We start from the raw sequence: 25,285 nt of genomic DNA on the forward strand, positions 1-25,285 counted from the left end.
TCAGGGGTACGGGTGTGGGACCAGGTGGATTTCGTCGTCGCGCAGGTCGTGGTCGACCAGCCCGGCCCGGTGGTGGGCGGTCCGCAGCCGGGGCATGTTCAGCGCCCGCTGCCGCTGCCAGCCGAAGTCGATCGGTAGCAGTCCCGGCACCGTGACGCTGGCCGTGTGCAGACCCAGGGCATGCTGCTCGGGCGTGGTCTGGTCGACCACGATCACGTCGAAGCCGCACGCCGCGACCGTCCGCACACAGCGGTCCAGGTCGTCGCGCAGGTCGTCGCCGAGCGGGTGGACAGCGTGCAGACCCGCGTAGACCTCGCTCACCGGGCGTGCCGGTGTGCCGGAGTCCAGCAGGAAGGACGTGTGCCGGCGCATCTCCGGCAGCCCGTACAGCAGCGGATGGTCGTGCAGCCGCCACACCTTGTCGTAGTCGTCGACCATCTCGCGCAGCCGTGGCTCGTCCGCTGCGGCACGGGTTCCGGCCAGCACCGAGTCCGACGCGATCTCGCACAGCGCGGCGGCCAGCGCGGTCTCCGGATCCAGGCTCGCCCCGCCACCGAACGCCAACGTGCCGAAGCCACCGTCGACCCGCTCGGCCACCCCGGTGACGACGGGGAAATCGAAGGTGCACCTGGTGTCGAAGAACCTGGCCCGGTAGCCGTACATCGCCAGCCGGTCCACCATCAGTCGGGTCTGGAGGCGGCTGCTGGTGGCGGGGTCGATCTCCGGCAGGGGGCGTCTGCCGTACCAGGCGAGCATGAAGGCGTCCCGTTCGACCGCCTCCATCAGACCGTGGTAGATCGCCTCCACCAGGCTGCCGCCCGAGGCGCAGCCGCTGGAGTTCTCCTGCACGAAGCGCTCCTGCAGCGGCGCGCTGTGGTAGTAGACCAGGACTTCGGGCACGAGGATCGGCCGCTGGTCGCGCATCGACCAGCCCCAGACCCAGGCGATCGCCCGGTCCGGCGCGAATCGCCTGATGTGGCGGTTCACCCGGTAGAACTCGTCGGTGTACGAACCGCACACCCGGGGGTCGAGCGCGTCGGCACCCAACTCGTCGAGGGTCGCGACCACGGCGGTACGCCTGCGCACGGGCCGCAGGCCGGCCGCCCGCTCCAACCCTTCCAGCAGCCCCAGCCGTACGCTGCGCGCGTACCCGTCGGCGTGGCCGCCGAAGAGCATCTCGCGCAGGAACTTCCCCGATCTCGGCTGGAAGACGCCGTGCACCGGGGATGTCGAGGTCGAGGTGAGGTCCGGCCAGAGGGCTGCGCCGAGCGGGCCGCAGACCGGGTTGACGAAGGTGGTCGGCGACAGAGGGTACTCCGTCGCGTCCCGGGCTCGGAACGAGTCCGGTGCCCGCTTGGGGCTGGCCGCCAGCTCCGGTGCCCTGGCCGCGTCCCATTCCACCTGGCCGCACACCGGGCAGTCGGCATCGGCGAGCAACAGCACCCGGCCCACCTGGAGGGTGTCCACGTCGAGGTGGTAGACGGCCGGTGGGCCGGTGTCGGGTCCGGCGGTGTCGACCGCGGCGGTCAGCGCCCGCAGGGCGTCGCCGACGAACGGGATGGCGTAGGGCCAGTCACCGACGGGCGTCGTCTCACCGCCCAGCTCCAGCGCGTCGCGCATCTCCGGCGGCCGCACCGCCTGCCACCGGCGGGCCAGGCAGCAGGCGCACCCGGCCCGGCCCGGCTGCGGGGCGAGCAGCGCGTGCCGGCCGTAGACCAGCACCCGAGCGGGTGGCGCCGCGACGTCGACGGCCCGTTCGTCGCGCACCCCGAGCGGATGCACCGCGAGGGGCTGCTCGTCTGGGGCGGTCAGCAACGCGCCGAGCGCCTCGGTGATCCGACGCCCCGGATCGATGACCGGCAGGCTCATCCGCGCGACCGTTCCTGGAGCACCACGCGCACCGTGAACAGGCCACCAGCCGGCAGGTCGGAGCCTCCGATCGGCACCACCACGACGTCCGTGCCGGCCTCGGCCAGCCCGGCCAGCACCTGTTGCCACCTTCCGTCGGCAGCGGTCCGCGCGGCGGCGGTGCCGGCCACGGCGAGGGTGTCCGGGTGGTAGTCCACCAGCACGGGGTCGGTGCCGTCGGCGGCCTGCGGATCGGTGGACTGCTGCCGCAGTTGCACCTGGCCGACCAGATCGCACAGCGCCCGCACGGCGGCGGTGCGCCAGGACGGGTCGGCGGCGATCGTCCAGAGCTTCTCCCCACTGCGGGGCTCGGTGCACCGGGCCAGCAGCGCGTGCACCCCCGCGGGTACGCTGGCACCCAGGTCCAGCAGCTCGACGGTGGTCCCCAGGTTCGCCGCCGACCGGGTCAGGAACCGCAGCTCGGCATCGTCGTCGCAGGTGTCGAGCGGCACCCGCGAGGGCAGCGCACCCGCGATGGCACCTCGCAACGCGACGAACGCCAGGGCGGAGGCGAGCCCGTCACGGACCGCCGCCGTCGGGTCGAAACCCGCTCCGGCTCCGGCCGCCGTCGGTTCGACCAGGCGGTCGGCGTTGGCGGCGCCGAACGGCTCCACCGCCGCCCTGCGCACCTCGACGGGACGGCCGGTGACCAGCGACGTACCGGTGACCGCCCCGACGCTGCCGGCCCCGGCTCCGAGCTGGTCGGCGTAGGCGACGGCGGCACGCGCCAGCGCCCTCGTCCGGGCCCCCACCACGTGGTGTACGTCGAAAGCGCTGACCCGTCGTCGCCGTCCGGCCGGATCGGTGAACAACACCGTGCCGATCTTGACTGGCGTCTGGTCCCAGTCCTCGTCGTCGTAGCGCCGGAAGATCCCGGTGTGCGGCTGCACCAACCCGTCCCGGGCCGACAGTTGCGCCGCTGCCGCGTCGGTCGCCGCGTCGGGCCCCGGCGGTTGCTGCGGTGCGGCGTCCAGGGCGGCGGTGTCCAGCGCGATCGGGGTCGGCTCCTGGCGGCAGTAGACACAGCGGGGGTGCGGGGACAACTGCTCGCTGACCACGTCGAGCGATTCCAGGTCCTGGACGGTCACCTTGCCGTCGGTCTCGGCGGGCAGGGCGCCGGTGGTGAGCCGGAACACCTCGAACGCCAGGAGGTTGCCGATCATCGAGGCCAACGGCCCCGTCGGGCCGGCCGGACCGGCCGGCGGTGCACCGGCGACCGCGACACCCCGCCACACCTCTGCCGCCGCCGGAGTGGAGTCGTTGGCGCTGAGCCGCAGCATGGCGCAGTACCAGCACCCCCTGCGGTCGGTGCCGCCGGCCGGCCCGACGATGGCCCACCGGCCGAACGTCCAGGCCGGCACCAGCGTCTTTCCCTCGGGAACGCCGGCGGCGAGCAGGCGGTGAGTCAGCCGGGCAGCGCCGTCACCGCCGGCGACCAGCACGATGTCGGCACCGGCCAGATCGGCCCAGGTGGGCTCGTCTCCGGCGGGCCGCCAGTCGAGTACGGCGGACGGTACGCCGGTGGCGTCCAGCTCGGCCGCCTCCGCGGCGGCTGCTCCGTCGCTGTCACCGACGATCGCAACCCGGGCCATCCCGTTGCGGATCAGGCTCACCGCACACATGTGGGCGATCGGTCCGCTGCCGACGACCACCGCGGTGCTGTCGCGGAAAGCGGCGAATCGTCGCGGCGCACCCGCCGCGTAGTGGTCGAGGTAACCGATCTGGCTGGCGAACCGCTTCGCCACCGCCGCCCCGAGGACGGTCGCCGGATCCACCTCGTCGGCCGGGACGTCCCGGGCGAAGCTGCGGGACAGTAGCGCGCTGACCAGCTCACCCACCATGGCACGTTGCGGGTCGGGCAGTTTCGCGCAGAGCTCGGCCACCGTCCGACGCCCGTCGAGGACCGGCACCAGCAGGCTGGCCAGCCGGTAGGCGCTGGGCGATGTGATTTTGAAGCCGCCCCCCGAATTGTGGAACAGCACACCGTCGTGCGCCGCAGTGAAAAGCACATCCCGGTGGATCCGTGGCCGGGCGGCGGCAACCGATTCAAATACACTGCTCATCAGAACTCCGTTCCGGACGCGGAAAGAGTGGTACTGGCGTCGACAATCGGGCGTCGACCGTTGATGGCGCCACGAGAATAGAGCCGCAACAGATCGAGCATCCGGTATTCCCCGGCGTGCTCGTCGAGCAGGCTCGCGTCGGCGAGCTGGTCGAGGATCACCTCCGCCACGTGCGGGGCGACCTGTAGCCGTCGGGCCACCGTGGACAGGTCGAGGGGATCCAGTTCCTGGGCGCCGAGGCGCAGGACGGCGTCCACGAGCGGTGGCTCCAGCCGGTTCACCGCCGTGTCCAGTCGGCCGAGCAGCGCCATGTCCGGGTCACCCGGCAGCGCCAGCCTGGCGATCGGGTTCTCGCGCAGCCAGGTGACCGACTCGGCCAGGCTCGTCGTCCTGGTCAGTAGCCGGGCAGCGGCGATACGCAGAGCCAACGGCAGATGACCGCAGAGCTCGGCGAGAGCGGTCGCCGCCGCCGGCTCGGCATCGACCCGTTCCGCTCCGATGAGGGCACCCAGGAGTGCCGTCGCCTCCGCCGCGCTGAGCCCGGATACCCGCTCGATCCAGCCACCGAACCGCGCGACCACCCCGCCCAGGCCGAACTGGCTGGTCAGCAGGACGGCGTCCCCCGGGGTCCACAGCGGTGCACTGGCCAGCGCCTGCTGGACGTCGGCGACGTCGTCGAGGATCAGCAGGCCGCGCCGGGTCGGGTCGGCGCGGGGCCAACGTTCGAGTTGCTCGGCCAGCGCGGCCGCCCTCAACGGGTGGCCGTCGGCGTCTCGCATGCCGATCAGCAACTGGCCGGCGGGGAAGTCGCTCTGGACCAGCGACGCCACCCGACGGGCGAGCGCGGTCTTGCCGACGCCGGGCAGACCGGTGAGCACCAGCACACCCGCGTTGGCCCGCAGCCGGGTGGCGACGGCGTCGACCAGTGCGCGACGGCCCACGAACCCCTGTGGCGACGCTATCGCGGGCAGCGCGACTAGGCCGGCCGGTGCTGCGGCCACCGCCCTCGCCCCGGCGAGCGGGGGCGGCTCCGTCCGGCCCTCACCGTTGAGGATGCTCAGTTCGAGCTGACGCAGCCGCGGCCCGGGGTCCACCCCCAGTTCGTCGGCGAGGAAGTCCTTCACCCGGCGGTATTCGGCCAGCGCCTCGGGCTGCCGCCCGGTCCGGTAGAGCGCCTCGATGAGCAGCTCGGTCAGCCGTTCGTTGCCGAGGTTCGAACGGGTGGCCTCCCAGAGCGGGACGATGGCCGACGCGGCGAAACCCAGCCGTATCTTCAGCTCGCAGAGTCGCTCCAGCACCCACAACCGCTCCTCGTTGAGCCGGGGCACGGCGTCGCGGTGCAGGCTCTCCGACGGCACGTTGGCCAGCACCGGGCCGCGCCAGAGCGACAGCGCGCCCTCCATCAGCACCAACTGCCGGTCGGCCTGCGGTTCGGACTCCGCAGCCGAGGCCATCTCGCGGAACCGGACCAGGTCCACCGTCTGGCCGGAAGCGTTGAAGCGGTAGCCGCCCGGCACGGTCTCGATCGACGATGCCATGATCGAATGGCGGACGAACAGTTGACGTAGCCGCATCGCGCAGGTGTGCAGGGCAGCCTTGGCTGCCAGCGGCTGTTCGTCCCCCCAGATCGCCTCCTGCAGGGCACCCACCGAGACGACCTCGTTGGAGCGCACGAGCAGGGCTGCCAGCATCGTGGTCACCCTGGAAGGCGGCAGCACGACGGAATCCTGGCCCTGCGCGAGCGCCAGCGGACCGAGCACCCGGAAGATCACTTCGAGCAACCCTGCGGCTGGCAGGCCGTCCCAAGCTTCGATCCTCGGCGGCCCGCACGGCTGGCGCGGCCGGGGACCCTCGGTGCCGCCGCCGGGGTGACCTGCCGTCCTCCGCTTCTGGCGGAACTGCTCGCGAACCGGGCGCAGTCAATTTCCCTGGCCATCACAATGGTGCGCGACATTCGCGCTGCAGGGCGCTGTCGAGCATTTTCTGCAGGCCCGCTCACCGCCGCGACCCCGGGGGAGTAATTCGAGCCTAAAGAAGCGCCAAAATCGGTGGCCCAGCTCGAAGTGTCGACCGAGCAATTCATGGACAACATCTTCTGGACGTATTGATCAACGGTCAAGTACGCAGAACCGTCTACCCTTGCCCGTGCTGCGCCAATTTCCGTACCGTCTGGTGAATTTCGCCCGAAAGGCCACCCGGCGGTGCGGTGGTGGTGACCGCCGCCGGCCAGCGGCAGCGGTCACCGTGCCGATCACCGTGCCGGCAGGCAGGTCAGCCGCAGCACGACGTGGAGGAAGCCGTGCTCGTGCTCGACGTCGTGCTGCTGGTGGTGGAGGTGGTGGCGGAGCTGGACGTCGAGGCGAGGACCGCTTCGGTGACGTCGGTGTAGTCGGAGATCGCGAAGGTCTCCGTCTCCAGCTCCAGGATCTCCTGGGCGATGAGGTCGAGATCTGCCTGACCACTCATGTTGTGCTCCTTCGTGTCATCCCGACCGGGCTGGACCGGGAGCCCGGCGGTTCGGGCCACCCCCAGTGCAGCCGGTCCCGCTCACGGATCGGCTACACGACGCTGGCAGCCGCTGTCAGTGATCTGTGAGCGCGGCGCATCATGCTGCCGGGATGGATGCACGCTCGGCGCAGCAGTCGGTAGCCGGGCCGGTGCGCGACGACGTCGTCCGGGAGGCGCTGAAGCTCTACCGGCAGCTACACCGCTATCCTGAGCTGTCGGGGGCGGAGGAACGGACCGCCGCAGCGTTCGCGGCCAAGCTGCGGGACGTCGGCTTCGAGGTCACCACCGGTGTCGGTGGACACGGTGTGGTCGGTCGGCTGGGCAACGGTGACGGACCGACCGTCCTGTTGCGCGCCGAGCTGGACGCGTTGCCGATCGCCGAGCGGACCGGTTTGCCGTACGCCAGCGAGGTGGTCGCTCAGACCGGGGACGGTCTCCGTACCCCGGTCATGCATGCCTGTGGACACGACCTGCACCTGGCCGCACTCGCCGGTGCGGCCGAGGGGTTCGCCGCCGACCGGCGGGGTTGGCAGGGAACGCTCCTGGTGGTCGGTCAGCCGGCCGAGGAGACCCTCAAGGGCGCAGCAGCCATGATCGACGACGGGCTCTACCGTCGATGGGGTCGGCCCGACGTCGCCCTCGCCCAGCACTGTGCGCCGCTACCCGCCGGGATGGTGGCACACGGCGACCTGATGACCGCCGGTTGCCTGACCCTGGACATCACGATCGAGGGCCGTGCCGGGCACACCGCGATGCCCCATCTGTGCGTCGACCCGATCGTCACCGCTGCCCTCATCGTGGTGCAGTTGCAGACCATCCGCACCCAGCAGGTCGACCCCGCCGAACCGGCCGTGCTCACCGTCGGCCGAATCTCCGCCGGCACCCGCGCCAACGTGGTCGCCGAGAGCGCGATCATCGGCGTCACGATGCGGGCGTACTCGGCCGCGACCCTGACCAGGATGCGAGAGGCTGTCGAACGTGTCGTCCGGGCGGCGTGCACGGCCGCCGGCACTCCGGGCGAGCCCCGGATTACCGTGGTCGCGCAGTCTCCGGTCAACCGCCCGGATCCGCAGGTCACCGCAGACCTGCGGGCGGCACACACCGAGGCTTTCGGCACCGCCCGGGTGGCCGGCTGGCCGCCGTCGCTCGCCGCCGAGGACTTCCCCCTGTTCGCCACCGACGGGGTGCCGGCCGGCTACTGGATGCTGGGCACGATCGGGCCGGCCCAGTGGCGCGCCGCCGAGGGCACCGCCGCGGCCAAGATCGCGCAGATTCCGGCCAACCACTCGTCGAGGTACGCCCCGTACGCCGCACTCGCCCTGCCCACCGGGATCCAGGCGTTGACGACAGCGGCGCTTGTCTGGCTCCGCCAGCCTTAGCGGCAACGCCGCGGCGCTGTTGCGTTGGCGGATCGGTGGGCACGCGCATCGGTCTGAGCCGGTGCTTGAGTTGGCGGTGATCGGCCTCGATCGGATCGTTGGCGTGCCGTTCGACGGGGTGCCACGCCGCCGGGACCAGGTCGTCGAGCACCCCTCGGATAGACCGGGTTCGCGTCGGTGACCACCTCGGTGGGCACGACCTTCAACGTGGTCGACGCCCGGTGGAAGAACCGCCGGGCCGCGTCGGCGTCCCGACGCTTCGAGACGAGCACGTCGATGACCTGCCCGTGCTGGTCGACGGCCCGGTACACGTGCCGCCAGATCCCGTTGACTCTGACGTAGGTCTCGTCCACGAACCAACGGTCACCAGGACAGGGGCGAGCGAACCGGGCGGCGTCGGCCAGCAGCGGGTGAACCGCCGCACCCACCGGTAGACCGTCACGTGATCCACCTCGACACCCCGCTCGACCAGTAACTCCTCCACATCCCGGTACACGACGACCTCACCGACCCAGCAGACCACACCAGCCAAGCTGAAGTCGATCATGCCTCTGCCCAATGGAACAGAGCCCGGTTGACCCCTATCGGGTACGAGACCATCATGACCCCACCGGCCAGTCAGGCCGCGTGACTACACCTGTCACCTATCGGTGCAGCAGACCCATACGCGGTGGTACATCCTCTGTTGATCGTCCCTGTCAGACAGTGAGTGTCGCGTGGATGCCATGTTGAGTGCCGTCACTTTCCGTATTCATGCTTGGCTCGCACGGGTGCTGAACTGCTATTTCGTGGTCGGGTCACTGGTGCTTGACGGCTAGCCTGCACGCGGTGCTCAGGCAAGGAATCCGACGCGAGGAGGGCGAGTAGCTTTTCGATTCGCTCCGTGCCCGGCCGGTGGCCGGTCATGGCGTGCGACTGTGCCGCCAGCCGTGCGCTGCGCCAGGCGGCGGCCACGTCACCAGCCGAGTACTCGGCTGTGGCGCGGGCGGCGAGCGTCCGGCCTTCGAGCAACAGATAGCCGCACTGCCGCGTGATGGACAGCGCCGCATGGCACCAGGAAGGTGCCGCAGGCTCGTCGATCTCGGCGAGGCTGACGGTGATATCGGCCTCGATATACCGATCCGCGGTGGTGCGCGCAGTGCTCAACGCATCCAACAGGGTGCCGGTCTTCCTCTCCACGATGCCCAGGATGTGGAGAGCGAGTGCTTCGACCCGGGGCTCGGCCGGCGCGCGCGCCATGTCGAGTGCCTGCCGGGCGAGGCTGGCCGCGTGCGGATGGTCGCCACGATCGCAGTGGACCCGAGCCAGCGCACACAGGGTGGTGGCACGGCCCCGGCTGCCCATCTGCTCATGTAGTTCCAGTGCCTCGGTCAGTGTCCGTAGCGCATCGTCGGACCGGCCGAGTAGATGGTGGACGACGCCCAGGTTACTCAGGATGAGCGCCCGGCTGGAGGCTGCCCCGCCCTGGTGTGCGAGGGTGAGCGCCGCGTGATGATGGTCCGCGGCTTCGCGGAGCCGTCCGAGGTCGGCGCAGACCAATCCGAGATTGTTGTGGTTGACGGCGACGCCCGCGGTCCGGCCGTTGCGCCGGTTGAACTCCAGCGCCTGCTCCATGACCCGCAGGGCTTCACGGGGCTGGCCGGTCATCCGAAAGACCGGGCCCAGGTTGCCCAGCGCGGCTGCCTCGCCGTCGCGCCATCCTGCACGGTTCGCCGAGAGCCGCGCCAGCTGATAGTCGTCGATCGCCTCGGGGAACCGTTCCAGCCGCCAGTGCAGGGCGGCGAGACTCAGCCGGGCCGCTGCCTCGGCCTGTTCGTGCCGTTCTGCCTGGCTCGCGGAGAGGCCGATCCTCGCGACCTCGGACCATTGCGTGGTGTGCATTCCCAGCCACAGGTATCCGCGCAGCGCGTCCGCCAGCGACCAGGCGAAGGTGTGCAGTTCCTGGTGCGCCGCATGGCGTGTCACGGCGACGAGGTTGTGCCGGTGCGCGTCGAGCCAGGCGAGAGCGTCGACATGGGTGGCGAATCGCATCGGTGGCCCAGCGGGCGCGGGTAGCTGCGTGGGCACGCGTAACACCTGGGGATACAGTCGGTCGGCTGCGGCGTACACGCTGAAGAGGTACCAGGACAGCAGGTCACCCAGGCTTTCCCGATTGTCCTCCATCGTCGCCAGTTCGGTCACGTACCGGCCGAGCAGGTCGTGTGTGCCGAAATGACCCGGCATCCGCTCCTGTGCCAGGTGCGCGTCGGCGATACGAGAGAGCATGTCCGCCGCCTCGCCGGCTCCGCACCGCAGCATCGCGGCGGCCGCTTCCGCTGTCATGTCGCAGCCGGGCACCAGGCCGAACAGCCGGAATAGCCGCTGGAGTCGCGGTGGCAGCGCCTGGTACGAAACGGCGAACGCCGAACGCACCGCGGCCTGTTCGTCGTCACGGACAGTCAGCACGGTCAGCGGGCCGCCCGCGCGAAGCCGCGCCAGGTACCCGCTGACCATCTCGTGGGGGCGGCCGTGCAGGTCTGCTGCGGCGATACGAAGGGCCAGTGGCAGGTGGGCGCAGTCATGGGCCAGCTCCGTGAGAGCGTCCCGCTGCTCGGCGACCCGTTCCGCGCCGATGACGCGGGTCAACAGCTCGGTGGCCTCCTGCGGCGGGAGCACGTCCAACGACAGCCGCTGCGCGTCGTGCCGAGCGGCCAGCCCACCGAGGCGGTCCCGGCTGGTGACGATCACCAGGCAGCCGGCGCCGCCGGGCAACAGTGGCCGGACGTGCGCGGTGTCGCGGGCGTTGTCGAGCATAACCAGCACCCGCCGGTCGGCGAGCACGCTGCGGTAGAGGTCCATTGCCTCGTCGATGTCGTCTGGCACCCGTGCGGGCGGCACACCGAGCGCGCGAAGGCAGCGCGACAAGGCGTCCAGCGGCGCTATCGCCGCTCCGGGTGAGTATCCGCGCAGGTCCAGGAAGAGTTGCCCATCGTCGAAGAGTGGCCGTACCTGGTGTGCCCACCGGATCGCCAGCGCCGTCTTGCCCACCCCGGCCGTCCCGATGATCGCGATGACCGCGAGGGCGTCGCTTCCCCGAGCCTGGCTCAGCATCGTGTCCATCGCGGCGAGTGCGTTGCCACGGCCGGTGAAGGTCGAAAGACCGGCGGGCAGTTGGGCGGGACGCAGAGCAGATCCGGGTTCCCGGACCGGTGGCGCGGGCCTGTTCGGCGGAAACTGCTGCCGCAACACCCGTACGTGGGCCTCCGCGAGCCGCGCTCCCGGCTCGATGCCCAACTCGTCGGCGAGTAGGCGGCGGATCCGCTCGAACACCTGCAGCGCCTCGGCCTGGTGCCCCGATCCGGCCAGCGCCGTCATCAGCCGCACGGCGAGACCCTCGTGCCACGGGTTCCCGGTGACCAACTCACGCAACGGCGCCACCACGGCGGCGTGCCGACCGAGCGCGAACTCGGCGTCGAACAGGTCCTCGGACGCGGCAAGCCGCTTGTCGTGCAGGCTAGCGGCGGCCGCCGGCACGAACGCGGCGGACGCGCCCGCGAGTGCCGGGCCACGCCACAACGCCAACGCCTGCCGCAACAGGGTGGTGGCCCGCTCGTGCTCGCCGGAGTCGGCGTACCGACGCGCAGCTTCGGTCAGCCCGGAGAAGACCACCACATCCAACTCGTCGCCGGTCAACTCAAGGCGGTATCCCCCAGAATCCGAGTAGATTGTCTCGGGTATACCGGCCGCGCGCGTCAGTTGTCGCAACCGGGAGACGCAGACCTGGACCTGTGCTCGTGCGCGGGTGGGGAGAGCTCCGCCCCACAGCGCCTCGGTCAACTGCTCCGCCGAGACCACCACGTTGGCATTGAGCAACAGATACGCCAGCACAGCGCGTTGTTGGGGTCGCCCCAGCGGCACTCGCTCGCCCCGCACCACGGCCTCAACCGGGCCGAGTAACCGCCATGTCATCCGACCCCCACATCGATGTATCGCACTTGATCCTATGTGTCGCCGTCAGGGCGGCTATCGGATGGCTAGCCGATGGCAAGCCGGGCCGCGCAGCCTGATGGAGCCGGGCGGATGGCCCGGAACATGGGGTAAAGGAGCTTCAATGAGACGAAGAATCCGCGCGGCTCTCCTCGCGGTGACGACGCTCAGCATGGTCGTCGCGTCGGTCGGGGTCGCGCAGGCCGACGAGTCGTCGCAGCCATCGCAGTCATCGCAGTCGTCACTGCGCGACGCACGGGCCGCCGCAGCGGCGTCGGGCGGACTGAGCCACGCCGCGAAGGGTGGGATCGGCATCGCCGCGACCTGGTTCACCGGCACCCTCTCGGCCGGCGGCACACAGGGCTGGACCTGGACCAACGCCCCAGCCGACGCCGCCTACGTGGTCGGCTACAACCCGGCCGGCGCCACCACCTCGGCCACGTGCCAGTTCGAGACGATCAACAGCCGGTACGTCCAACTGCCCAGTGGGGAGCGCCAATACCAGTTCACCCTCAAGAACGTCGGCTCGATCGCCTGTGGTGCGACGGTGCAACTCACGGCGGTGACCAGTTCGGTCCTTGCCTCGACCGGCGGCGTCAGCCCGGGTGGCACCCAGACAAGCCTCTGGAACGTCCCCTGGAACACCATCTGGGTGGCCGCTCTCAACCCGAGCGGCGCCACGAGCTCGGCAGCCTGCCAGTTCCAGGTGACACGCGTCTGGACCGTGCAGCCGGGCAGTTCGCTCCGCCAGATCTGGGTGGAGGTCAAGAACGTGGGGACCATCACCTGCCAGGCCGACATCCGGCTCGGCTCCACCACCATCGGTTCGCAGTTCTCCATGGCCACCGTGGGCCCCGGCGGCACCTGGTCCACGACCTGGAACAACGCGAATCCGGTCACCTCGGCCTACGTGATCGGCCCGTCGCCCCAGGGCAGCTTCCCCACCTACTGCCAGTTCGAGGTCACGCGCGTGGTCTACATCCAGCGCATCAACAGTGACGGATCCTCTCAGCGCCAGCTCGCGATGTGGTTCAAGAACCTCAGCACGCTGTCCTGCGGAGGAACCGCCTACCTGCAAACCATCGCGGCCTGATCCCGCACCCGTCCCCGCGGTCATCGCGCGACAACCACCGTTGTCGCCCGGTGGCCGCGCCCTTTTCGCCGCCACTCTTCCCCGGGACTGCATGGAGATTTCGACACAATCCCGTTGCGGTAGGAGCACAGGTTGGTGAGGCGGCCCCGGCTGCCGTGGAAATGGCACCTGGAAGCGACGACGTGCCGGCCGTAGTGGGCCACCTTGAAGCCGCCGCAGTAGAGGTCGGCGTCCTGGGTCACGTTGCCGACGGCCGCCCGCTTACCGGTCGCGGAGGTCGCCGGGCACTCGCGCTTCGGGCAGCTGACCCGGCACGCACCGGCCGGCGCCCGAGGGCGGGGACCCTGGCGCCCCGTTCCACTTCGTCGACGGCATCGAGGCAGCCGTGGTCAAGGCGCGAGAACTCGCGGGTGACCGCATTGTCGAGGTCGCCGCCGGCGACGTCGGTGGCCAGGTGTTTGCCGCCGGCCTGATCGACGAGGTGCGCATGGACGTCATACCTGTCGTGTTCGGCTCCGGCAAACGCTACTTCGGGTCGGTCCACGCGCAGCAGTTGCTGGAGGACCCTGACGTGGTCATTCCGGGCGACCGGGTGCTTCATCTGCGTTATCGGGTGCGCCGTTGACCGATGATCAGGCGGCGTCGGCGGCTTTTGCGCCGTCGTCGAGTACGTCGTCACCGGGCAGCGTCCCGCCAGCATGCGCCGGGTGCACGAGGTGTAGCCCGGGTGATGGCGTCAGCGGGGAGGACCGTCTCGTAGGTTTCGTCGTACCAGCCGTCGGTGTGGGGTAGCTGGGTGGTTCCCGCAAGGCGGGTCAGCATCAGCACGTCGCCATTGAGGGTGAGTGCGGCGTCCTCGGTCGTGCCGGCGAGGATCATGGCAACGGTCGCCAGCATGGTGGGGTTCTGGTGAACCCGGTACCCTGCGGCAGCGACCCTGTCGGCACACTCGTTCTCCAGCTCCAGCTCCAGCTCCAGCTCCAGCTCCAGGGCTCGGCGTTCCCGTGGTTTCTCATTCGCGGAGATCCGGGTGCGAGGACCGATAGGCGAGCCTTGAAGCAGGCCGGTGGGACGCCTGCTCCACGCGGACCCGGCCCCAGGGGCGGGTGAGACGGCGTCCATGCCGAGGGTTGTGGGTGCGGCCGATGGTGATTGGGCTGGGGATGGTCGGTGGGTGCCCTCCAGCCCCGGTCAGTTTCCCGCTGATCCCACGCGTTGTGCCTCGGCGATCGCGGCTTCGATGGCCTGTCGTGCGCCGCTGGTGCGGGCGAGGACTTGCATCAGGACCTGCTTGATGCCGTCGAGGGCCTGTAGCAGGGGTCCGGGTTGTCCGCCGTGGAGGATCGTGGTGACGAGTTGTTGCGTCTCACCGATCTGGGTGATGACGCCGCCCGCCGCGCCGCGTGCGGCGCCGACGGCGCTCTGTACGGGTGTCAGTGCGGCGATCGTCTCCTGCGGGGTGGCCTGCTGGGGTACGGCGGCGACGGCCTTCGTCGCGTCACCGATCGATCCCCCGAGCTTTCCCAGGCCGCCCTGGATGTCCGTGAGGGCGCTTCGCACCCGGGCCACGCCTGCGGCGACAGCGAGGAAGCCGGCACCTGCGGCACGTAGCGCCACCTGCTGCGCCTGCCGGTCGGCGGCGGTCGTCAACCCCTGCGCCCGCTCGACACCGGCCAGCAGGGCACGGAGTTCCCCGGTGATCTTCTCGATGTGTGACACGGAGGCGGCATCCCCAATCGAAGACGGTGAACGGGTGCACCTGACGCTACCGAAGGCGCCCCAGGCTCACCAGAGACAGCAGCAGTCGCCCGACCCACACGAACAGATGTGCCGGCCTCGGCCGTCGGCGGTGAGGTCGCGCGCCATCCTGACGCTCACTGCCCGAGCGTTGTCAGACCACCTCCCGATCGTGGTCGAACTGGACCCAAGGGCATTGATCGAAGCGGGGCCCGTTCATGCCAGCTATCACACTAAATCTCCGAAAGCGCCGCAATGGGAACAGCGCGGTAATGCGGAGGTGGGAGGTTGGGGCAGCCGAACCACGGAGTCATCGATCCGGCGGAGCCGGCGGAGCCAGGTCCGCGCACTCACTCGGGAAGGAACGACTGGTCGCTGCCGCACCCTCGTGCCGCACCCGGAACGCTCCGGTCAGCGGTGAGAGAGTTGACGGTTCCTGGCAGCGCCTACCGACTCACACGGCCCCGCCCTTGTCGCTGCGTCGAAGCACATTGACCGCACCGCGGCGGGAATGTAGCGGCGTACGATCAGAACGGTGCGGGTCCGAGGCCTGCCAACGACATCAACACCTGCGTGGCGAGTAGCTTGCGTATGCCGGTGACGGTGACTGTCCCCACCCGGTCGTAGGGCAGCTCCAACTGCAGTCCCTGGGCTGCGTTGCGAAGTTCTGTCGTGATCTCGTCCGGACGGAACGTGCCGCCCCAACCGTTGAGTCCTCCGCGCTGGTTGGTGCTGAGGGACGCCATGCCGGAGATGCAGGCGCCGTCGACCAGGATCAGCCTCGCAGGACCGGAGTAGGTCGTCGTCATGGTCATCAACCCTTCAGCAGTTAGGGCCGTGCACGCCGGGGCCGGTAGGTCTGACAGGCATCAGGATGGTGTTCCACCTGACCGCGACCGTACGTGCCTCGACCGTCAGGGCGGCGGTGGCGCGGCATTCGGCTCGTAAGGGACAAGGATCGATGCTTGGCAGACTGGCACCCGAGGTCCGCATCGATCCAGGTGGAGAACACGGGGGCAATGCTGAGTTGGCTCCACACCGAGCGGACCGGTCTGCTGCCGATCAGGGGGATTTTCGCGATGCCGTGGTAAGCGTATGGAATGCCGAACGGCGGCCCGCTGAACCAGTCGGGCCGCCGTTCAGAAAATGTGGATCAGAGCGGGCGGATGTTCTCCGCCTGCGGGCCCTTCTGGCCCTGGGTGATGTCGAACTCCACCTTCTGATTCTCGTCGAGGCTGCGGAAGCCGCTCGCCGAGATCGCGGAGAAGTGGGCGAAGACGTCGGCGCCGCCGTCGTCCGGGCTGATGAAGCCGAAGCCCTTGTCGGCGTTGAACCACTTCACGGTACCTGTAGTCATGTCTGCTCCTTCGCAGGCTGTTGGAGACCGCACTGTGCGGACCCGCACGCCGCCGCGTTGATCACCCGCGTCGAAACGACACGAAAAACGAGAAGCGCCTGGATGGGTTTCAGATACCCCATCAGGCGCTGGAAAACGTCTAAGGAAATCAAAACTGCAACCCGGCTACCGTAGCACATGATCCACCGTCGAGCCCATGCCGGTGAGCGGTGTCGCTCGTTCCGTGTGACTCCGGGTGACCTCGGGGGGGGGCAGGGTGGGGCGGCCGACGGGACCGAGGCCGCGTCGGCGGGGGAGCGGGGCGCGGGTCGCCATCAGCGGTCCACCGGGCCCACAGACGACGAAGCAGCAGGCGGCACCACAGACCTTCCCCATCAGCGACCGCCGCCACGCCGCAAACCGCCACGAAACACGCCCTAGTCGAGCTTTGGATGCTCGTACAGTTGTCTGGCAGACAGGTTGCCGACGGTGCTGCCGTCGGTGAGGCGAAGGGTCAGTGTGGTGATGTTGCCGCTGGCCTCGTCGCGGCCTTCCGGATACCAGGCGGCGAAGTAGCCGTCGCGGACGGTGGCGTGCGCCGTTCGGGACGAGGTGCCATTCCCCGCGCGTACGGTGATGTCGACATCGGTGATCTGGGAGCCGAGGTGTCCCGCCATCAGCCGGATGTAGCCCTCGTTGGTGCGCAGTTGACTCCAGGCGTACAGCTCGACGCCGGTGGCGCCCAACTGTGCGGTGCTGGTGAGCACGGTGAGGATGCTGGACTCTGTCACGTCCCCGTTGTGGTCGCGGAAGCAGGTCCGGCTTCCGCTGGGCGTCACGGCATTGACGTACGCGTAGTCACCGCGGGTCTCACCGACGACAATCCGCGCAACGCCGATCTCCTGCGCCGGCACGCACCTGACCACGATGCCACGGGCCTCGGCTGCCGAGACGGGCCCCGGATCAGGGGTCCAGGACGCGTACGCGGGTCCGCCGGCGACCAGACCGACGATCACCGCGCCCCCAGCGGCGAGCGCCGTCGCCACGCTGCCGATCTTCAGACCGCGCCGGGTCCGGGGTGCGGCCGGCGCGAAGCCTGCCCTCCGGTCGGTGGTGACGATGCTCTCAAGCAGTTCCCGGGCCCGAGCCTGGGTGACGCGGGCGGGCACCGGGCTGGCGGCGGAACGGATGGCGTGGTCGAGTTCGTCGCTGGTCATGCGGGGCCTCCGGACGATGCGGGGCGGGCAGTAGCGGGAGAGGGGGCAGGTCCGGGTTCCTGCTGTTGGCGCAGGTGCTGGCGCAGACGGCGGCGGGCACGCAGCAGGCGCAGACTGAACGCCGTCCGGGAGATGCCCAGCACGTGAGCGGCCTGAGGCCCGGTGAGGTCCTCGATCGCGGTGAGCGTGAGCGCTTCCTGATCGGCGGGGGACAGATGCTGCCAGGCCCGGGCCAGGTCGACGTGGGCTGCCACAGCGTCGGCGTCACCGCCGGTGTAGCCCGCTGGTTCCCGCAGGATACGCAGGACGAGTTTCTGCTGCCGCTGTTCGCTGCGCTGCCGGTTACGCAGCAGGTTGTGCGCGACGGTGAACAGCCAGGCACGGGCCGCGTCGAGGGAGCCCGGCACGTCGTCCAGACGCCGCCAGGCGACCAGGAACGTCTCCGCGACGACGTCGTCAGCCAGGGCGAAGTCCGTACGGCGCTCGACGAACACCAGCAGATCGTCGTACGCGGCCTCGAAGAGCTCACGGAAGGCGGCTTCAGCATCCGCCGTCGCCCGGTTCATGACTCCCTCACGCTCGCGTCGCTCGATCTGCGGTGATCGGTCGTCGTCGACCGGCCCTGCACGAAACTACGGACGCGGGGTGCGAGCGGACGCTCGACGAAGCGGTGGACAAGCCATGCCGCGGTGAGCAGGACGAGGATGGCTCCCCCGATCAGTATCGGCGCGGGCAGCCCGGTGGCGGTGTGGAAGGTGCGGACAAGGCTGTAGCCGGCCCGCTGGTGAAGCAGGTAGAACGGGTACGTGAGCGCGCCCGCCGTGCTCAGCCAGCCCCAGCTGATCCGGTCGGTGACGCCGAGGGCAATGGCGAGCAGGACGCCGTACGCAATGGTGAGCAGCACCAGCGCCGGCCAGACAGGGACCTCGAAGCCGGGACGCAGGTCCGACGCCCGCCCGTGCACGTGGTGCAGGCTGACCACCCAGCAGGCGGCCAGCAGCGCCCAGGACCACCGGTCGGAGCGGTCACGGCGCAGCAGGAACATGGTCATCCCCGCGATGAAGTACGGCGCGAAGGTGGGCATCACGACCTGGTGGAGCGGCGCTCCCGGGAAGGCCGGCATGAGCACGGCGGCAGCCAGCCATCCTGCGCCGAGCAGCCGCACCCGCTTGTCGGTGAGTCCGGCGGCGAGCATGCAGATGATGATCAGGTAGAACCGGAACTCACACCAGAGCGTCCAGTACACGGTGTCGACCAGCGGCCTGTTCAACGGCTCCGCCAGCATCGTCAGGTTGATCAGCACGTCCGGGCCGCCCGGCAGGGGCGGGAACGGCACTCCGCCGCTGATGGGCAGCACCGTGCTGACCACGGCGGTGATCAGTACGCAGGCCCAGAAGGCCGGGTAGAGCCGGGCGGCGCGGGAGGCGGCGAACTCGCGAACGGTGCGTCCCCAGCTGCTCATCAGGATGACGAATCCGCTGATCAGGAAGAACACCTCGACGCCCAGGAAACCGTAGATCAACACCGGTGCTGCGTCCGGCAGGAAGTACGCGGGCGGGTGCACCCCGTCCAACCGCCAGGAGTCCCCGAAGTGATAGCCGGCCACCGCCAGCGCGCACACCAGCCGCAATCCGTCCAGCGCGTACAGCCGAGGCTTGCGTTTCGGCGCAGGACCGGAGTCACCTCGCAGAGCCGTCTGGGCGAGGGTGGCTGTCGTCATCTGTTGCTCCTGGTGATCCCGGCGGTGTTACCGCGTCCGGTCACACATGTGCAGGCCAGGCTCCATCGCTACAGGTACGTTGCGACTCACCCTCGACCTGGTAGGTGGCCGGGGTGCCCGACAGGCTGCGCCCGGCCACCGCGCCCGGCGAGGATCAACAGGGCGAAACGGGCGGACAGTAAGGCATGCCGGGGTGAGGGGGGTGAGGGACCCGGACCGGGAACGATCGACAAGTACCTCTGATGTCCGTGGAGGTCAAAGGCAGCGCACCGCAGTTGGCGAACGTTGCCACCCGGCTGGGACCGGTCGCTCGGGGGCAGTTCAGGTGCCGTACCGCCGGCGCAGTGAGCAGCCTCGCTGGTCTGCCTGCCCGGACGGTGATCAAGGCTGAGCTTTGACGACGTCGGGACTGCCGCGATGGTGAGTCGCTCAGGCTAGAGCGGCATGGGCCTCGGTGAGAAAGCGGTCGCGGTCGTCGCCGTGGGCGATCGCCGCGTCGCGGACGGCATCGATCGCGGCGGCCAGCGGGTCATGGTTGGCCAGCGCGACCAGGGCGGGGAATGCGACAGCCTGCTGGAGCACCTCGGCGACACCGAACGCCCTGAACGCCGGGTCCGGCGTGAGGGGAATGGTGGTGTGGGGCACCTCGGGGTCCGACATCAGCCGGCCGTACGCGGCGGCACCGTTCTGCTCGGTGAAGGCGCGGGGCAGTGGGCGGCCGTCCTCGGCGGCGGCGAGAGCATCGGCGATCCAGCCGAGCTGCTCCAGCCCGGCCACCCGCATCGCGCGGCGGGCCGCCCAGCAGGCCACCTCCCGCTGCCGATCGGCGGGCAGCGCGTCGATGCGGTCGAGCAACCGGCGGTCGATCCGCGCCAGGGACTGCGCGTGTCCGAAGAGTCTGCGGACCCGATCCGACGGGGGAGGACCTCCCCACCGCGCGGCTTCCTGTGCGGCCTGGAGCCGGCGGGCCTTCTCGGCCCCTGCGGTCGCCTCGGCGGCCCGCCCCCGCAGGGTCTCGACCCACGGGTGTGGCCCGGTGCCGTCGAGCAGGTGGTCCCAGATCAGGCCGGTACGCGAAGCTGTCGGGCTGATCGCCGTAGCTGGCGTTCCACTGCTGCATGCCGACGCTCACCCACCACACCCAGACAAGGCACGGGGCACGGTCGACGGCAGATGACCGCTGCCCTCAGCCGTAGAGGTTTCCAGGCCGACGGGTTCGCGGGCACTACGGTTACCGCCCGGCCGCCTTCCCTGTCCGAAAGGACCCGGCGGTGACGTCGAATCCCGGTAGCCAGGTCGACCCGGCTGATGGATGATCGACATCTGGGTCGTTAGCTCAACTGGCTAGAGCATCCGACTGTGTAGCGCGTCCGCCATCCGCTCGTGCGGCGATGGGTGCGCTTCCTTCTCCCTGTTGGATCGGAAGGTTCGGGGTTCGAGTCCCCGGCGACCCACTGCGCCACTGCGCGCCGCCACCTGCCAGCGCCGACCGGAACGGAGGAGCACGTGCTCGAGAAGCTGATCATCCAGAAGACCCTGCGCGTACCGGCGAGCACGGCTGCGGCCGGTGACGGCACGGCGGTGGCCCGGCAGTTGGACGCGGCACTGCTCGATGTCGGGTTCTCGGCTTCGCGGGCTCTGCTGGCGCACATCGGCACCCTGGCCCCCGCGCCGGCGATGGATCTCGCCGCTACGGTCGTCTCAGCGGTGCGCGAGCTGGTCGGGGACCATGTCCAGCACAACGCCTACTTCATCGGATTCCCGCACGACGTGCCGGACACCATCGAGTTCTGGGTCGACCGGCTGCGGGCAGCCGTGCTGACCGGCGGGCACACGGCGACCGACGCGCAGCTGCGGGACGCCGCCGTCTCGGGCGCAGTGAACCTGCTCGACCTGCCGGCTTACGGCACCTACCAGCACACCTATCCGGAGCTGCTGGCCGCGCACGACACGCTGGTCACCGCGGCCGGTGACCGGGTGACCCTGCTGCGTCTCGGTGACGCCGCCGAGGTGGAGGCCGCACGGCTCTATCTGGCCCTGGCCGGCAGCTCGACGCCGCACGGCGAGGCCGATCTCGCGATCCTCAGCGAGCTGGCGGTCGCCTGCGCGGATGGCGCGCAGCCAGCCGAGATCCCGGTACGGGAGAACCGTGCCGTCCTCAACGGGATCCGACTCGTCCTCGGCCGGCCGCTGGTCGGCGTGGACACCACGACCGACGTGCTGCGCCTCGCCTGCCAGGTTTCCGGCGGGGACGTCTCGCTGGCGGCACCCACGCGGTTTCGTGCCTTCCGACGCCCGGAGCGGCGGATGCTGTTGGCCGCGCTGAACGAGGTCGTCGCGGCAAACCAGGACAAGCTCGGTGATGTCGCGCGCTACGCGGAGCGCTGGAAGCGGCTCGGGGAACGGCTGCACCCGCACGAGTACGACCAGTGGCCGCACGCGCAGGAGGTGTTCACGGTGGCGCGTGGCGAGCGGCGGGTGCACCACCTCGCCGGCCGCGCGGAGGCGGCGATCCGCGCCGGTGCCATCGGTCCGGCCGCATCGGTGCTGTCGGCTGCGCCGGGCCTGCTCCTGCGGTCTGCTGACCGGCTGCTGCGGCTGGCGTCAGCGCCGGAGCGCACCACGGTCGTCGACGCGGTCACTGGCGCGCTCGGCTCGGCGTCGGGTCGGGTGCTCCTGTCGCTGCGGGAGCATGTCGACAACCGGCTGACCCCTGCGTCGGCCCGGATGTATGCGAGCCGCTCGCGCACCGCGTGGGTCGGTCCCGACGAGCGTCCACCGCTGCCGGCCGGGTTGGTGGCCGAGTTGTCATCGCTACTCGACGCCGAGATCAGCGCTCGACTGCCGCAGTCGCACCGACCGCTGGTGGTGGATCCGGAGGTGCTCGACGTCGCGCTGCCGCTGTCCGGCAAGGCAACCGAGGGCGGTTTCGCGGTCATGCCCAGGGGCTCGCGGGCGTCAGTCTCCGGTGAGTTGCTGCGCTTCTTCACCTACTGGCGTCAGACCAGCCGCCGCACCGACTACGACCTGTCGCTGCTGCTGCTCGATGACGACTTCCACAGTGCGGGCCAGGTGTCATGGACGAACTACCAGCACGACGGCGTGGTGCACTCCGGCGACATCACCGACGCGACGAACGGTGCGACGGAGTTCGTCGACGTGCCCCTGACCGCCCGCGGGCACTACGTGGTTCCGCAGGTCAACATCTATGCGGGGGAGTCGTTCGACGAGGTCGCCGAGTCGATGTTCGGCTACCAGACCCGGGCGCGGGACCAGGGCGGCGCGCCGTTCGACGCGCGGACCGTCCGGGCGCGGTCGCACCTGCGTGGCCAGGGTCGGGTCGCGCTGCCGATGGTGTTCGCCAGGGACGAGCGTGGCTGGCAGGCGGTGTGGCTGCACCTGTACCTGCGGGGCCGGCCGTCGTTCAACCGGGTGGAGGAGAACACGTTCACCACGGCCGACCGGGTACGCGCACTGATGGAACGGCGGTACCTCACCGTGTCCTACCTGGTCGATCGGTGGCGCGCGCGAACCGAGGTGACGATGTGGAACGGTCTGCTGCCGGACGAGCCGGTCACCTTCGTCGGCATCGAGGCGCCGGAGAACCTGCCGGACGGATCGGAGGCATTCACACTGGGTCGACTCCACGAGTTGATCCCTGAGTAACCGGCCGCAGTCGAGGCCATGCGGGTGCTTCCTGCTATTCCGTTCGATTCGGGATCTCCGCGCAAGCGGAGGATCTGGTATTCAGCCCCCGCGCTCTCCTCGACGTCCGGTCACTCTCACCGTCGCGACCTGGACCGGCGCCTGCATCACCTGCCATTGACCCGTGAAACCGCGATAACGCAACAAAAGCCACCAAACCGAACGAAGAACTACTAGCGTGCCAGGCGCTCCAGCAACTCGTCGAGTAGTCCGCGTTCGCCGGGGGTGAGGTCGCCCGGGTCGTTGTCGACCAGCGCACGCAACGTCAATGCAGCGCTTGCGCGGGTCGCGGGGGCGGCGGCGGAGGGTGCGTGCAGGACTCCGGCCAGCGCGGCCTCACGCACGCGTCCGGACAGCCCGAAGTCCGGCTCCGTCTGGCTGATCAAGGTGAGCGTAATGCCGACGTTGGCGGCGAACACCTGTTCGGCGGCGTCGTCCGCCGGCACCTTGAGCCTGCCCTGGGTTGCTGCGGCGGTGAACCGCTCACGCAACGCGGCGTGCGCGGGAGCGGTGACGGCGCAGGGTTTTCCCGGCTCGGCGCGGCCGTAGAGCAACCCGTAGAACGACGGGTGCTCCAGCCCGAACTGCACGTGCCGGTCCCAGCCCTTGCGCAGGTCGTCCAGCGGGTCGCCCGAGTTCTCGACGGCCGTGTACTGGGTGAAGCCGTGGTTTGCCACGGCATCGATCAGGCCCTGCTTGCTGCCGAAGTGGTGGTACAGCGTCGGGGCCTGCACCCCGGCGCGTTCGCACACCGCCCTCGTGGACACCGTAGCGCCGCTCTCCAGCAACTCCGCCGTGGCGAGCAGGAGGCGATCCCGTGCGTTCTTCACGCTTGCTATGGTAACCCATGTAGCGCTACATTGCTCTCTATAGCGATAGGAGAAGCCCATGAGGACTTGGTTCGTCACTGGTGGGACGCCCGGAGGGTTCGGCCTGGTCTATGCCGAGGCTGCACTGGCCCAGGGAGACCAGGTGGCGGTGACCGCGCGTCGACCCTATGAACTGCAGGAATGGGCTGAACCGTACGGCGACCGTGTCCTGGTTCTCCAGCTCGATGTCACCGATTCCGACCAGGTGCGTGCGGCGGTCAAGACGGCAGAGGAACGGTTCGGCGGAATCGACGTGCTCGTCAACAGCGCGGGCCGTGGCTGGTACGGCTCGATCGAGGGGGCCCCCGACGAGACGATCCGCCGCACGTTCGACCTCAACCTGTTCGCCGTCGTCGAAGTGATCCGCGCGGTCCTCCCGGGTATGCGGGCACGCGGCGACGGCTGGATCGTGAACATGTCGTCGGTGGCCGGCCTCGTCGGCGCACAGGGGTTCGGCTACTACGCGGCGGCGAAGTTCGCGATCGAAGGACTCACCGAGACGCTGCGCCAGGAAGTCGAGCCGTTCGGTGTACGCGTGCTCGCCGTAGAGCCGGGAGCCTTCCGTACCAGTGCCTTCTCCTACTTCCAGAACGAGCCCGTCCACGAGACCGTCGACGCCTATGTGCCGATGGTCGAGGCCGTCAAGGCGGCGTTCGTGGACGCCAACGGCAAGCAGGCAGGTGACCCTGTTCGTGGCGTGCAGGCCGTGATCAGCGCGATGAACGCACCCGTTCCACCGCACCGGATCGTGCTCGGCAACTCCGGCTACGACGTCGTTGTCGCGATGCACGAGAACGCACTCGCGGAGCTGCGCGCGAACGAGAAGCTCTCACGCAGTGCGGACTTCTGCGCCTGTCACCACAGTGGTGTCGGCGCCTTGAGCTGATCACCGCGCGGCGCAGCCCGTGACGGGCCGCCGCCTCATCGGCATCGTGCTGCTGAGGAACCGCAGAGATCTACCAGCACGCCCCCGCGTCCTGGCACCCGAGAAACCGGAGAGTAGACATGAATGACATCACGCTGCCCGACGCTGTCGAGAACTTCATCGCAGCCACCAATGCGCACGACGCGAACGCGCTGGCCGCGGTCTTCGGCGACGGGGCCACCGTGCGCGATGACGGGAAGACCTGGGCCGGCGAGACCGAGATCCGCGAGTGGATCCAGGGGCATCTGATCATCCCCAAGATCGTGCTCACGCCGACCTCGTTCGCGGACGACCGGCTGGTGGCCTCCGGGGACGGCGACTTCCCCGGCGGGCCGCTGTCCTTCTCGTTCGTGTTCGGCATCAAGGACGACCAGGTCACCGACCTCGCGATCGCCCCTGTCTGATCCGTCACCGGCTGGGGCGGCCCGAGGTGCCGCCCCAGCCCACGAAGGTCGCGGTGGCCGGCAGCCGACACCCGGTCAGGGCTCAATGTTCGGTCGGACCTCGCCGCAGCGGGGCGAGCGTCCGCGACGCTGTTGCGGTGGCCTGACGGCGCAGGCGGCAGATCATCGAGTTGCCCGGCCAGCTGCCGCAGCACGCCGGCAACTGAGCCACGTCCGACGCCGTGGTCCGCCAGGTGACGAGAGCCGGGCGGAAGGCGACCCGGCCCCGATGCCGGGTGGTGCCCAGGTGGACGCCACCGTCGTCGAGAACGGCGGACCCGAGCGCCGTGTTCAGCCGGTCGGCCTCCTCGTCGGTGACACCCGGCGGCCGGTAACGGAAACACACCACATTGAGCGTCGCCGGGGCCAGCAGCGCGAAGTCCGGCGCCGCCTCGACCGCGGTGGGCCCGCCGACG

At 69.8% G+C, this 25,285-nt stretch carries 20 protein-coding genes, 1 tRNA gene and 2 pseudogenes; 7 read left to right on the forward strand and 16 right to left on the reverse strand.

Annotated elements, in window-relative coordinates; genetic code table 11:
- The 4 genes from ACQP1S_RS12435 to ACQP1S_RS12450 form a co-directional block, all read right to left on the reverse strand.
- Complete coding sequence (locus tag ACQP1S_RS12435; protein WP_432906418.1) at positions 1–1,869, reverse strand: TOMM precursor leader peptide-binding protein; 1,869 nt, start codon at positions 1,867–1,869, stop codon at positions 1–3.
- Complete coding sequence (locus tag ACQP1S_RS12440; RefSeq protein ID WP_432906421.1) at positions 1,866–3,971, reverse strand: TOMM precursor leader peptide-binding protein; 2,106 nt, start codon at positions 3,969–3,971, stop codon at positions 1,866–1,868. Before ACQP1S_RS12440 ends, ACQP1S_RS12435 begins: the two co-directional genes overlap by 4 nt.
- Positions 3,971–5,743 carry a BTAD domain-containing putative transcriptional regulator gene (locus ACQP1S_RS12445; RefSeq protein ID WP_432906424.1) on the reverse strand — a complete coding sequence of 591 codons (1,773 nt, stop codon included), beginning with the start codon at positions 5,741–5,743 and terminating at the stop codon, positions 3,971–3,973. The genes ACQP1S_RS12440 and ACQP1S_RS12445 overlap by 1 nt, the downstream gene beginning before the upstream one ends.
- Positions 5,744–6,242: 499 nt before the next feature.
- The gene (locus ACQP1S_RS12450; RefSeq protein WP_091247400.1) at positions 6,243–6,437 is read right to left on the reverse strand and encodes a thiazolylpeptide-type bacteriocin; all 195 of its coding nucleotides are present in this window, start codon (positions 6,435–6,437) and stop codon (positions 6,243–6,245) included.
- A 152-nt stretch (positions 6,438–6,589) separates the two neighbouring features.
- On the opposite strand from ACQP1S_RS12450, the gene ACQP1S_RS12455 reads away from it, so the two are divergent.
- Positions 6,590–7,858: an amidohydrolase gene (locus ACQP1S_RS12455; protein ID WP_432906427.1), complete on the forward strand. Its 1,269-nt coding sequence runs from the start codon at positions 6,590–6,592 to the stop codon at positions 7,856–7,858.
- A gap of 43 nt (positions 7,859–7,901) precedes the next feature.
- Here ACQP1S_RS12455 and ACQP1S_RS12460 read toward each other — a convergent pair.
- Together ACQP1S_RS12460 and ACQP1S_RS12465 are read right to left on the reverse strand one after the other, a co-directional pair.
- A pseudogene (locus ACQP1S_RS12460) lies at positions 7,902–8,351 on the reverse strand (IS6 family transposase); the annotation flags it as partial.
- Between the two features lie 245 nt (positions 8,352–8,596).
- Complete coding sequence (locus tag ACQP1S_RS12465; RefSeq protein WP_432906430.1) at positions 8,597–11,725, reverse strand: BTAD domain-containing putative transcriptional regulator; 3,129 nt, start codon at positions 11,723–11,725, stop codon at positions 8,597–8,599.
- 223 nt (positions 11,726–11,948) lie between these two features.
- Between ACQP1S_RS12465 and ACQP1S_RS12470 the strand changes: the two genes are divergently transcribed.
- Positions 11,949–12,917 carry a hypothetical protein gene (locus ACQP1S_RS12470; protein WP_432906433.1) on the forward strand — a complete coding sequence of 323 codons (969 nt, stop codon included), beginning with the start codon at positions 11,949–11,951 and terminating at the stop codon, positions 12,915–12,917.
- Between the two features lie 313 nt (positions 12,918–13,230).
- Positions 13,231–13,542, forward strand: a pseudogene (locus tag ACQP1S_RS12475) (dihydrofolate reductase family protein); the annotation flags it as partial.
- Between the two features lie 50 nt (positions 13,543–13,592).
- On the opposite strand, the gene ACQP1S_RS12480 reads toward ACQP1S_RS12475, so the two are convergent.
- From ACQP1S_RS12480 to ACQP1S_RS12515, 8 genes are all read right to left on the reverse strand, one after another.
- On the reverse strand, positions 13,593–13,814 hold the full coding sequence (locus ACQP1S_RS12480) for a SitI3 family protein (RefSeq protein WP_432906436.1): 222 nt from the start codon (positions 13,812–13,814) through the stop codon (positions 13,593–13,595).
- A 294-nt stretch (positions 13,815–14,108) separates the two neighbouring features.
- Entirely contained in the window at positions 14,109–14,636 is a 528-nt protein-coding gene (locus ACQP1S_RS12485; protein ID WP_091247274.1) for a DUF6244 family protein, read from the reverse strand.
- 545 nt (positions 14,637–15,181) lie between these two features.
- Positions 15,182–15,463: a hypothetical protein gene (locus ACQP1S_RS12490; RefSeq protein WP_432906439.1), complete on the reverse strand. Its 282-nt coding sequence runs from the start codon at positions 15,461–15,463 to the stop codon at positions 15,182–15,184.
- A gap of 344 nt (positions 15,464–15,807) precedes the next feature.
- Positions 15,808–16,011: a transcription antiterminator/RNA stability regulator CspE gene (cspE, locus tag ACQP1S_RS12495; RefSeq protein WP_013283833.1), complete on the reverse strand. Its 204-nt coding sequence runs from the start codon at positions 16,009–16,011 to the stop codon at positions 15,808–15,810.
- Positions 16,012–16,427: 416 nt separating this feature from the next.
- Complete coding sequence (locus ACQP1S_RS12500; protein WP_432906445.1) at positions 16,428–17,207, reverse strand: hypothetical protein; 780 nt, start codon at positions 17,205–17,207, stop codon at positions 16,428–16,430.
- Positions 17,204–17,773, reverse strand: a complete 570-nt coding sequence (locus tag ACQP1S_RS12505) for an RNA polymerase sigma factor (protein WP_432906448.1) — start codon at positions 17,771–17,773, stop codon at positions 17,204–17,206. The genes ACQP1S_RS12500 and ACQP1S_RS12505 overlap by 4 nt, the downstream gene beginning before the upstream one ends.
- Complete coding sequence (locus ACQP1S_RS12510; protein WP_432906450.1) at positions 17,770–18,927, reverse strand: acyltransferase family protein; 1,158 nt, start codon at positions 18,925–18,927, stop codon at positions 17,770–17,772. The genes ACQP1S_RS12505 and ACQP1S_RS12510 overlap by 4 nt, the downstream gene beginning before the upstream one ends.
- Before the next feature lie 429 nt (positions 18,928–19,356).
- Positions 19,357–19,782 carry a hypothetical protein gene (locus ACQP1S_RS12515; protein ID WP_432906453.1) on the reverse strand — a complete coding sequence of 142 codons (426 nt, stop codon included), beginning with the start codon at positions 19,780–19,782 and terminating at the stop codon, positions 19,357–19,359.
- A gap of 470 nt (positions 19,783–20,252) precedes the next feature.
- On the opposite strand from ACQP1S_RS12515, the gene ACQP1S_RS12520 reads away from it, so the two are divergent.
- Both ACQP1S_RS12520 and ACQP1S_RS12525 read left to right on the forward strand, forming a co-directional pair.
- Positions 20,253–20,381: transfer RNA gene (locus tag ACQP1S_RS12520), tRNA-OTHER, on the forward strand.
- A 52-nt stretch (positions 20,382–20,433) separates the two neighbouring features.
- Positions 20,434–22,593 (forward strand): hypothetical protein, encoded by a 2,160-nt coding sequence (locus tag ACQP1S_RS12525; protein ID WP_432906456.1) that lies wholly within the window; start codon positions 20,434–20,436, stop codon positions 22,591–22,593.
- 212 nt (positions 22,594–22,805) lie between these two features.
- On the opposite strand, the gene ACQP1S_RS12530 is transcribed toward ACQP1S_RS12525, so the two are convergent.
- A complete protein-coding gene (locus ACQP1S_RS12530) occupies positions 22,806–23,462 on the reverse strand; it encodes a TetR/AcrR family transcriptional regulator (RefSeq protein WP_432906459.1) in 657 nt (218 codons plus the stop codon).
- 58 nt (positions 23,463–23,520) lie between these two features.
- On the opposite strand from ACQP1S_RS12530, the gene ACQP1S_RS12535 reads away from it, so the two are divergent.
- The gene (locus ACQP1S_RS12535) at positions 23,521–24,387 is read left to right on the forward strand and encodes an SDR family NAD(P)-dependent oxidoreductase (protein ID WP_432906462.1); all 867 of its coding nucleotides are present in this window, start codon (positions 23,521–23,523) and stop codon (positions 24,385–24,387) included.
- Between the two features lie 119 nt (positions 24,388–24,506).
- A complete protein-coding gene (locus tag ACQP1S_RS12540; RefSeq protein WP_432906465.1) occupies positions 24,507–24,830 on the forward strand; it encodes a nuclear transport factor 2 family protein in 324 nt (107 codons plus the stop codon).
- Between the two features lie 82 nt (positions 24,831–24,912).
- On the opposite strand, the gene ACQP1S_RS12545 is transcribed toward ACQP1S_RS12540, so the two are convergent.
- Complete coding sequence (locus ACQP1S_RS12545; RefSeq protein WP_432906468.1) at positions 24,913–25,215, reverse strand: hypothetical protein; 303 nt, start codon at positions 25,213–25,215, stop codon at positions 24,913–24,915.
- Positions 25,216–25,285: the final 70 nt, after the last annotated feature.

This window comes from Micromonospora matsumotoense, from assembly GCF_050951065.1.
GTDB classification, from domain to species: Bacteria; Actinomycetota; Actinomycetes; order Mycobacteriales; family Micromonosporaceae; genus Micromonospora; species Micromonospora matsumotoensis.

Excerpts from the sequence above, each read along its gene's own strand:
- ACQP1S_RS12455 (WP_432906427.1), top strand. The coding sequence starts at position 6,590 with ATGGATGCACGCTCGGCGCAGCAGTCGGTAGCCGGGCCGGTGCGCGAC.
- ACQP1S_RS12435 (WP_432906418.1), bottom strand. The coding sequence starts at position 1,869 with ATGAGCCTGCCGGTCATCGATCCGGGGCGTCGGATCACCGAGGCGCTC.
- ACQP1S_RS12480 (WP_432906436.1), bottom strand. The coding sequence starts at position 13,814 with ATGCTGGCGACCGTTGCCATGATCCTCGCCGGCACGACCGAGGACGCC.
- ACQP1S_RS12500 (WP_432906445.1), bottom strand. The coding sequence starts at position 17,207 with ATGACCAGCGACGAACTCGACCACGCCATCCGTTCCGCCGCCAGCCCG.
- ACQP1S_RS12450 (WP_091247400.1), bottom strand. The coding sequence starts at position 6,437 with ATGAGTGGTCAGGCAGATCTCGACCTCATCGCCCAGGAGATCCTGGAG.
- ACQP1S_RS12535 (WP_432906462.1), top strand. The coding sequence starts at position 23,521 with ATGAGGACTTGGTTCGTCACTGGTGGGACGCCCGGAGGGTTCGGCCTG.
- ACQP1S_RS12510 (WP_432906450.1), bottom strand. The coding sequence starts at position 18,927 with ATGACGACAGCCACCCTCGCCCAGACGGCTCTGCGAGGTGACTCCGGT.
- ACQP1S_RS12490 (WP_432906439.1), bottom strand. The coding sequence starts at position 15,463 with ATGACGACGACCTACTCCGGTCCTGCGAGGCTGATCCTGGTCGACGGC.
- ACQP1S_RS12505 (WP_432906448.1), bottom strand. The coding sequence starts at position 17,773 with ATGAACCGGGCGACGGCGGATGCTGAAGCCGCCTTCCGTGAGCTCTTC.
- ACQP1S_RS12540 (WP_432906465.1), top strand. The coding sequence starts at position 24,507 with ATGAATGACATCACGCTGCCCGACGCTGTCGAGAACTTCATCGCAGCC.
- ACQP1S_RS12470 (WP_432906433.1), top strand. The coding sequence starts at position 11,949 with ATGAGACGAAGAATCCGCGCGGCTCTCCTCGCGGTGACGACGCTCAGC.
- cspE (WP_013283833.1), bottom strand. The coding sequence starts at position 16,011 with ATGACTACAGGTACCGTGAAGTGGTTCAACGCCGACAAGGGCTTCGGC.
- ACQP1S_RS12440 (WP_432906421.1), bottom strand. The coding sequence starts at position 3,971 with ATGAGCAGTGTATTTGAATCGGTTGCCGCCGCCCGGCCACGGATCCAC.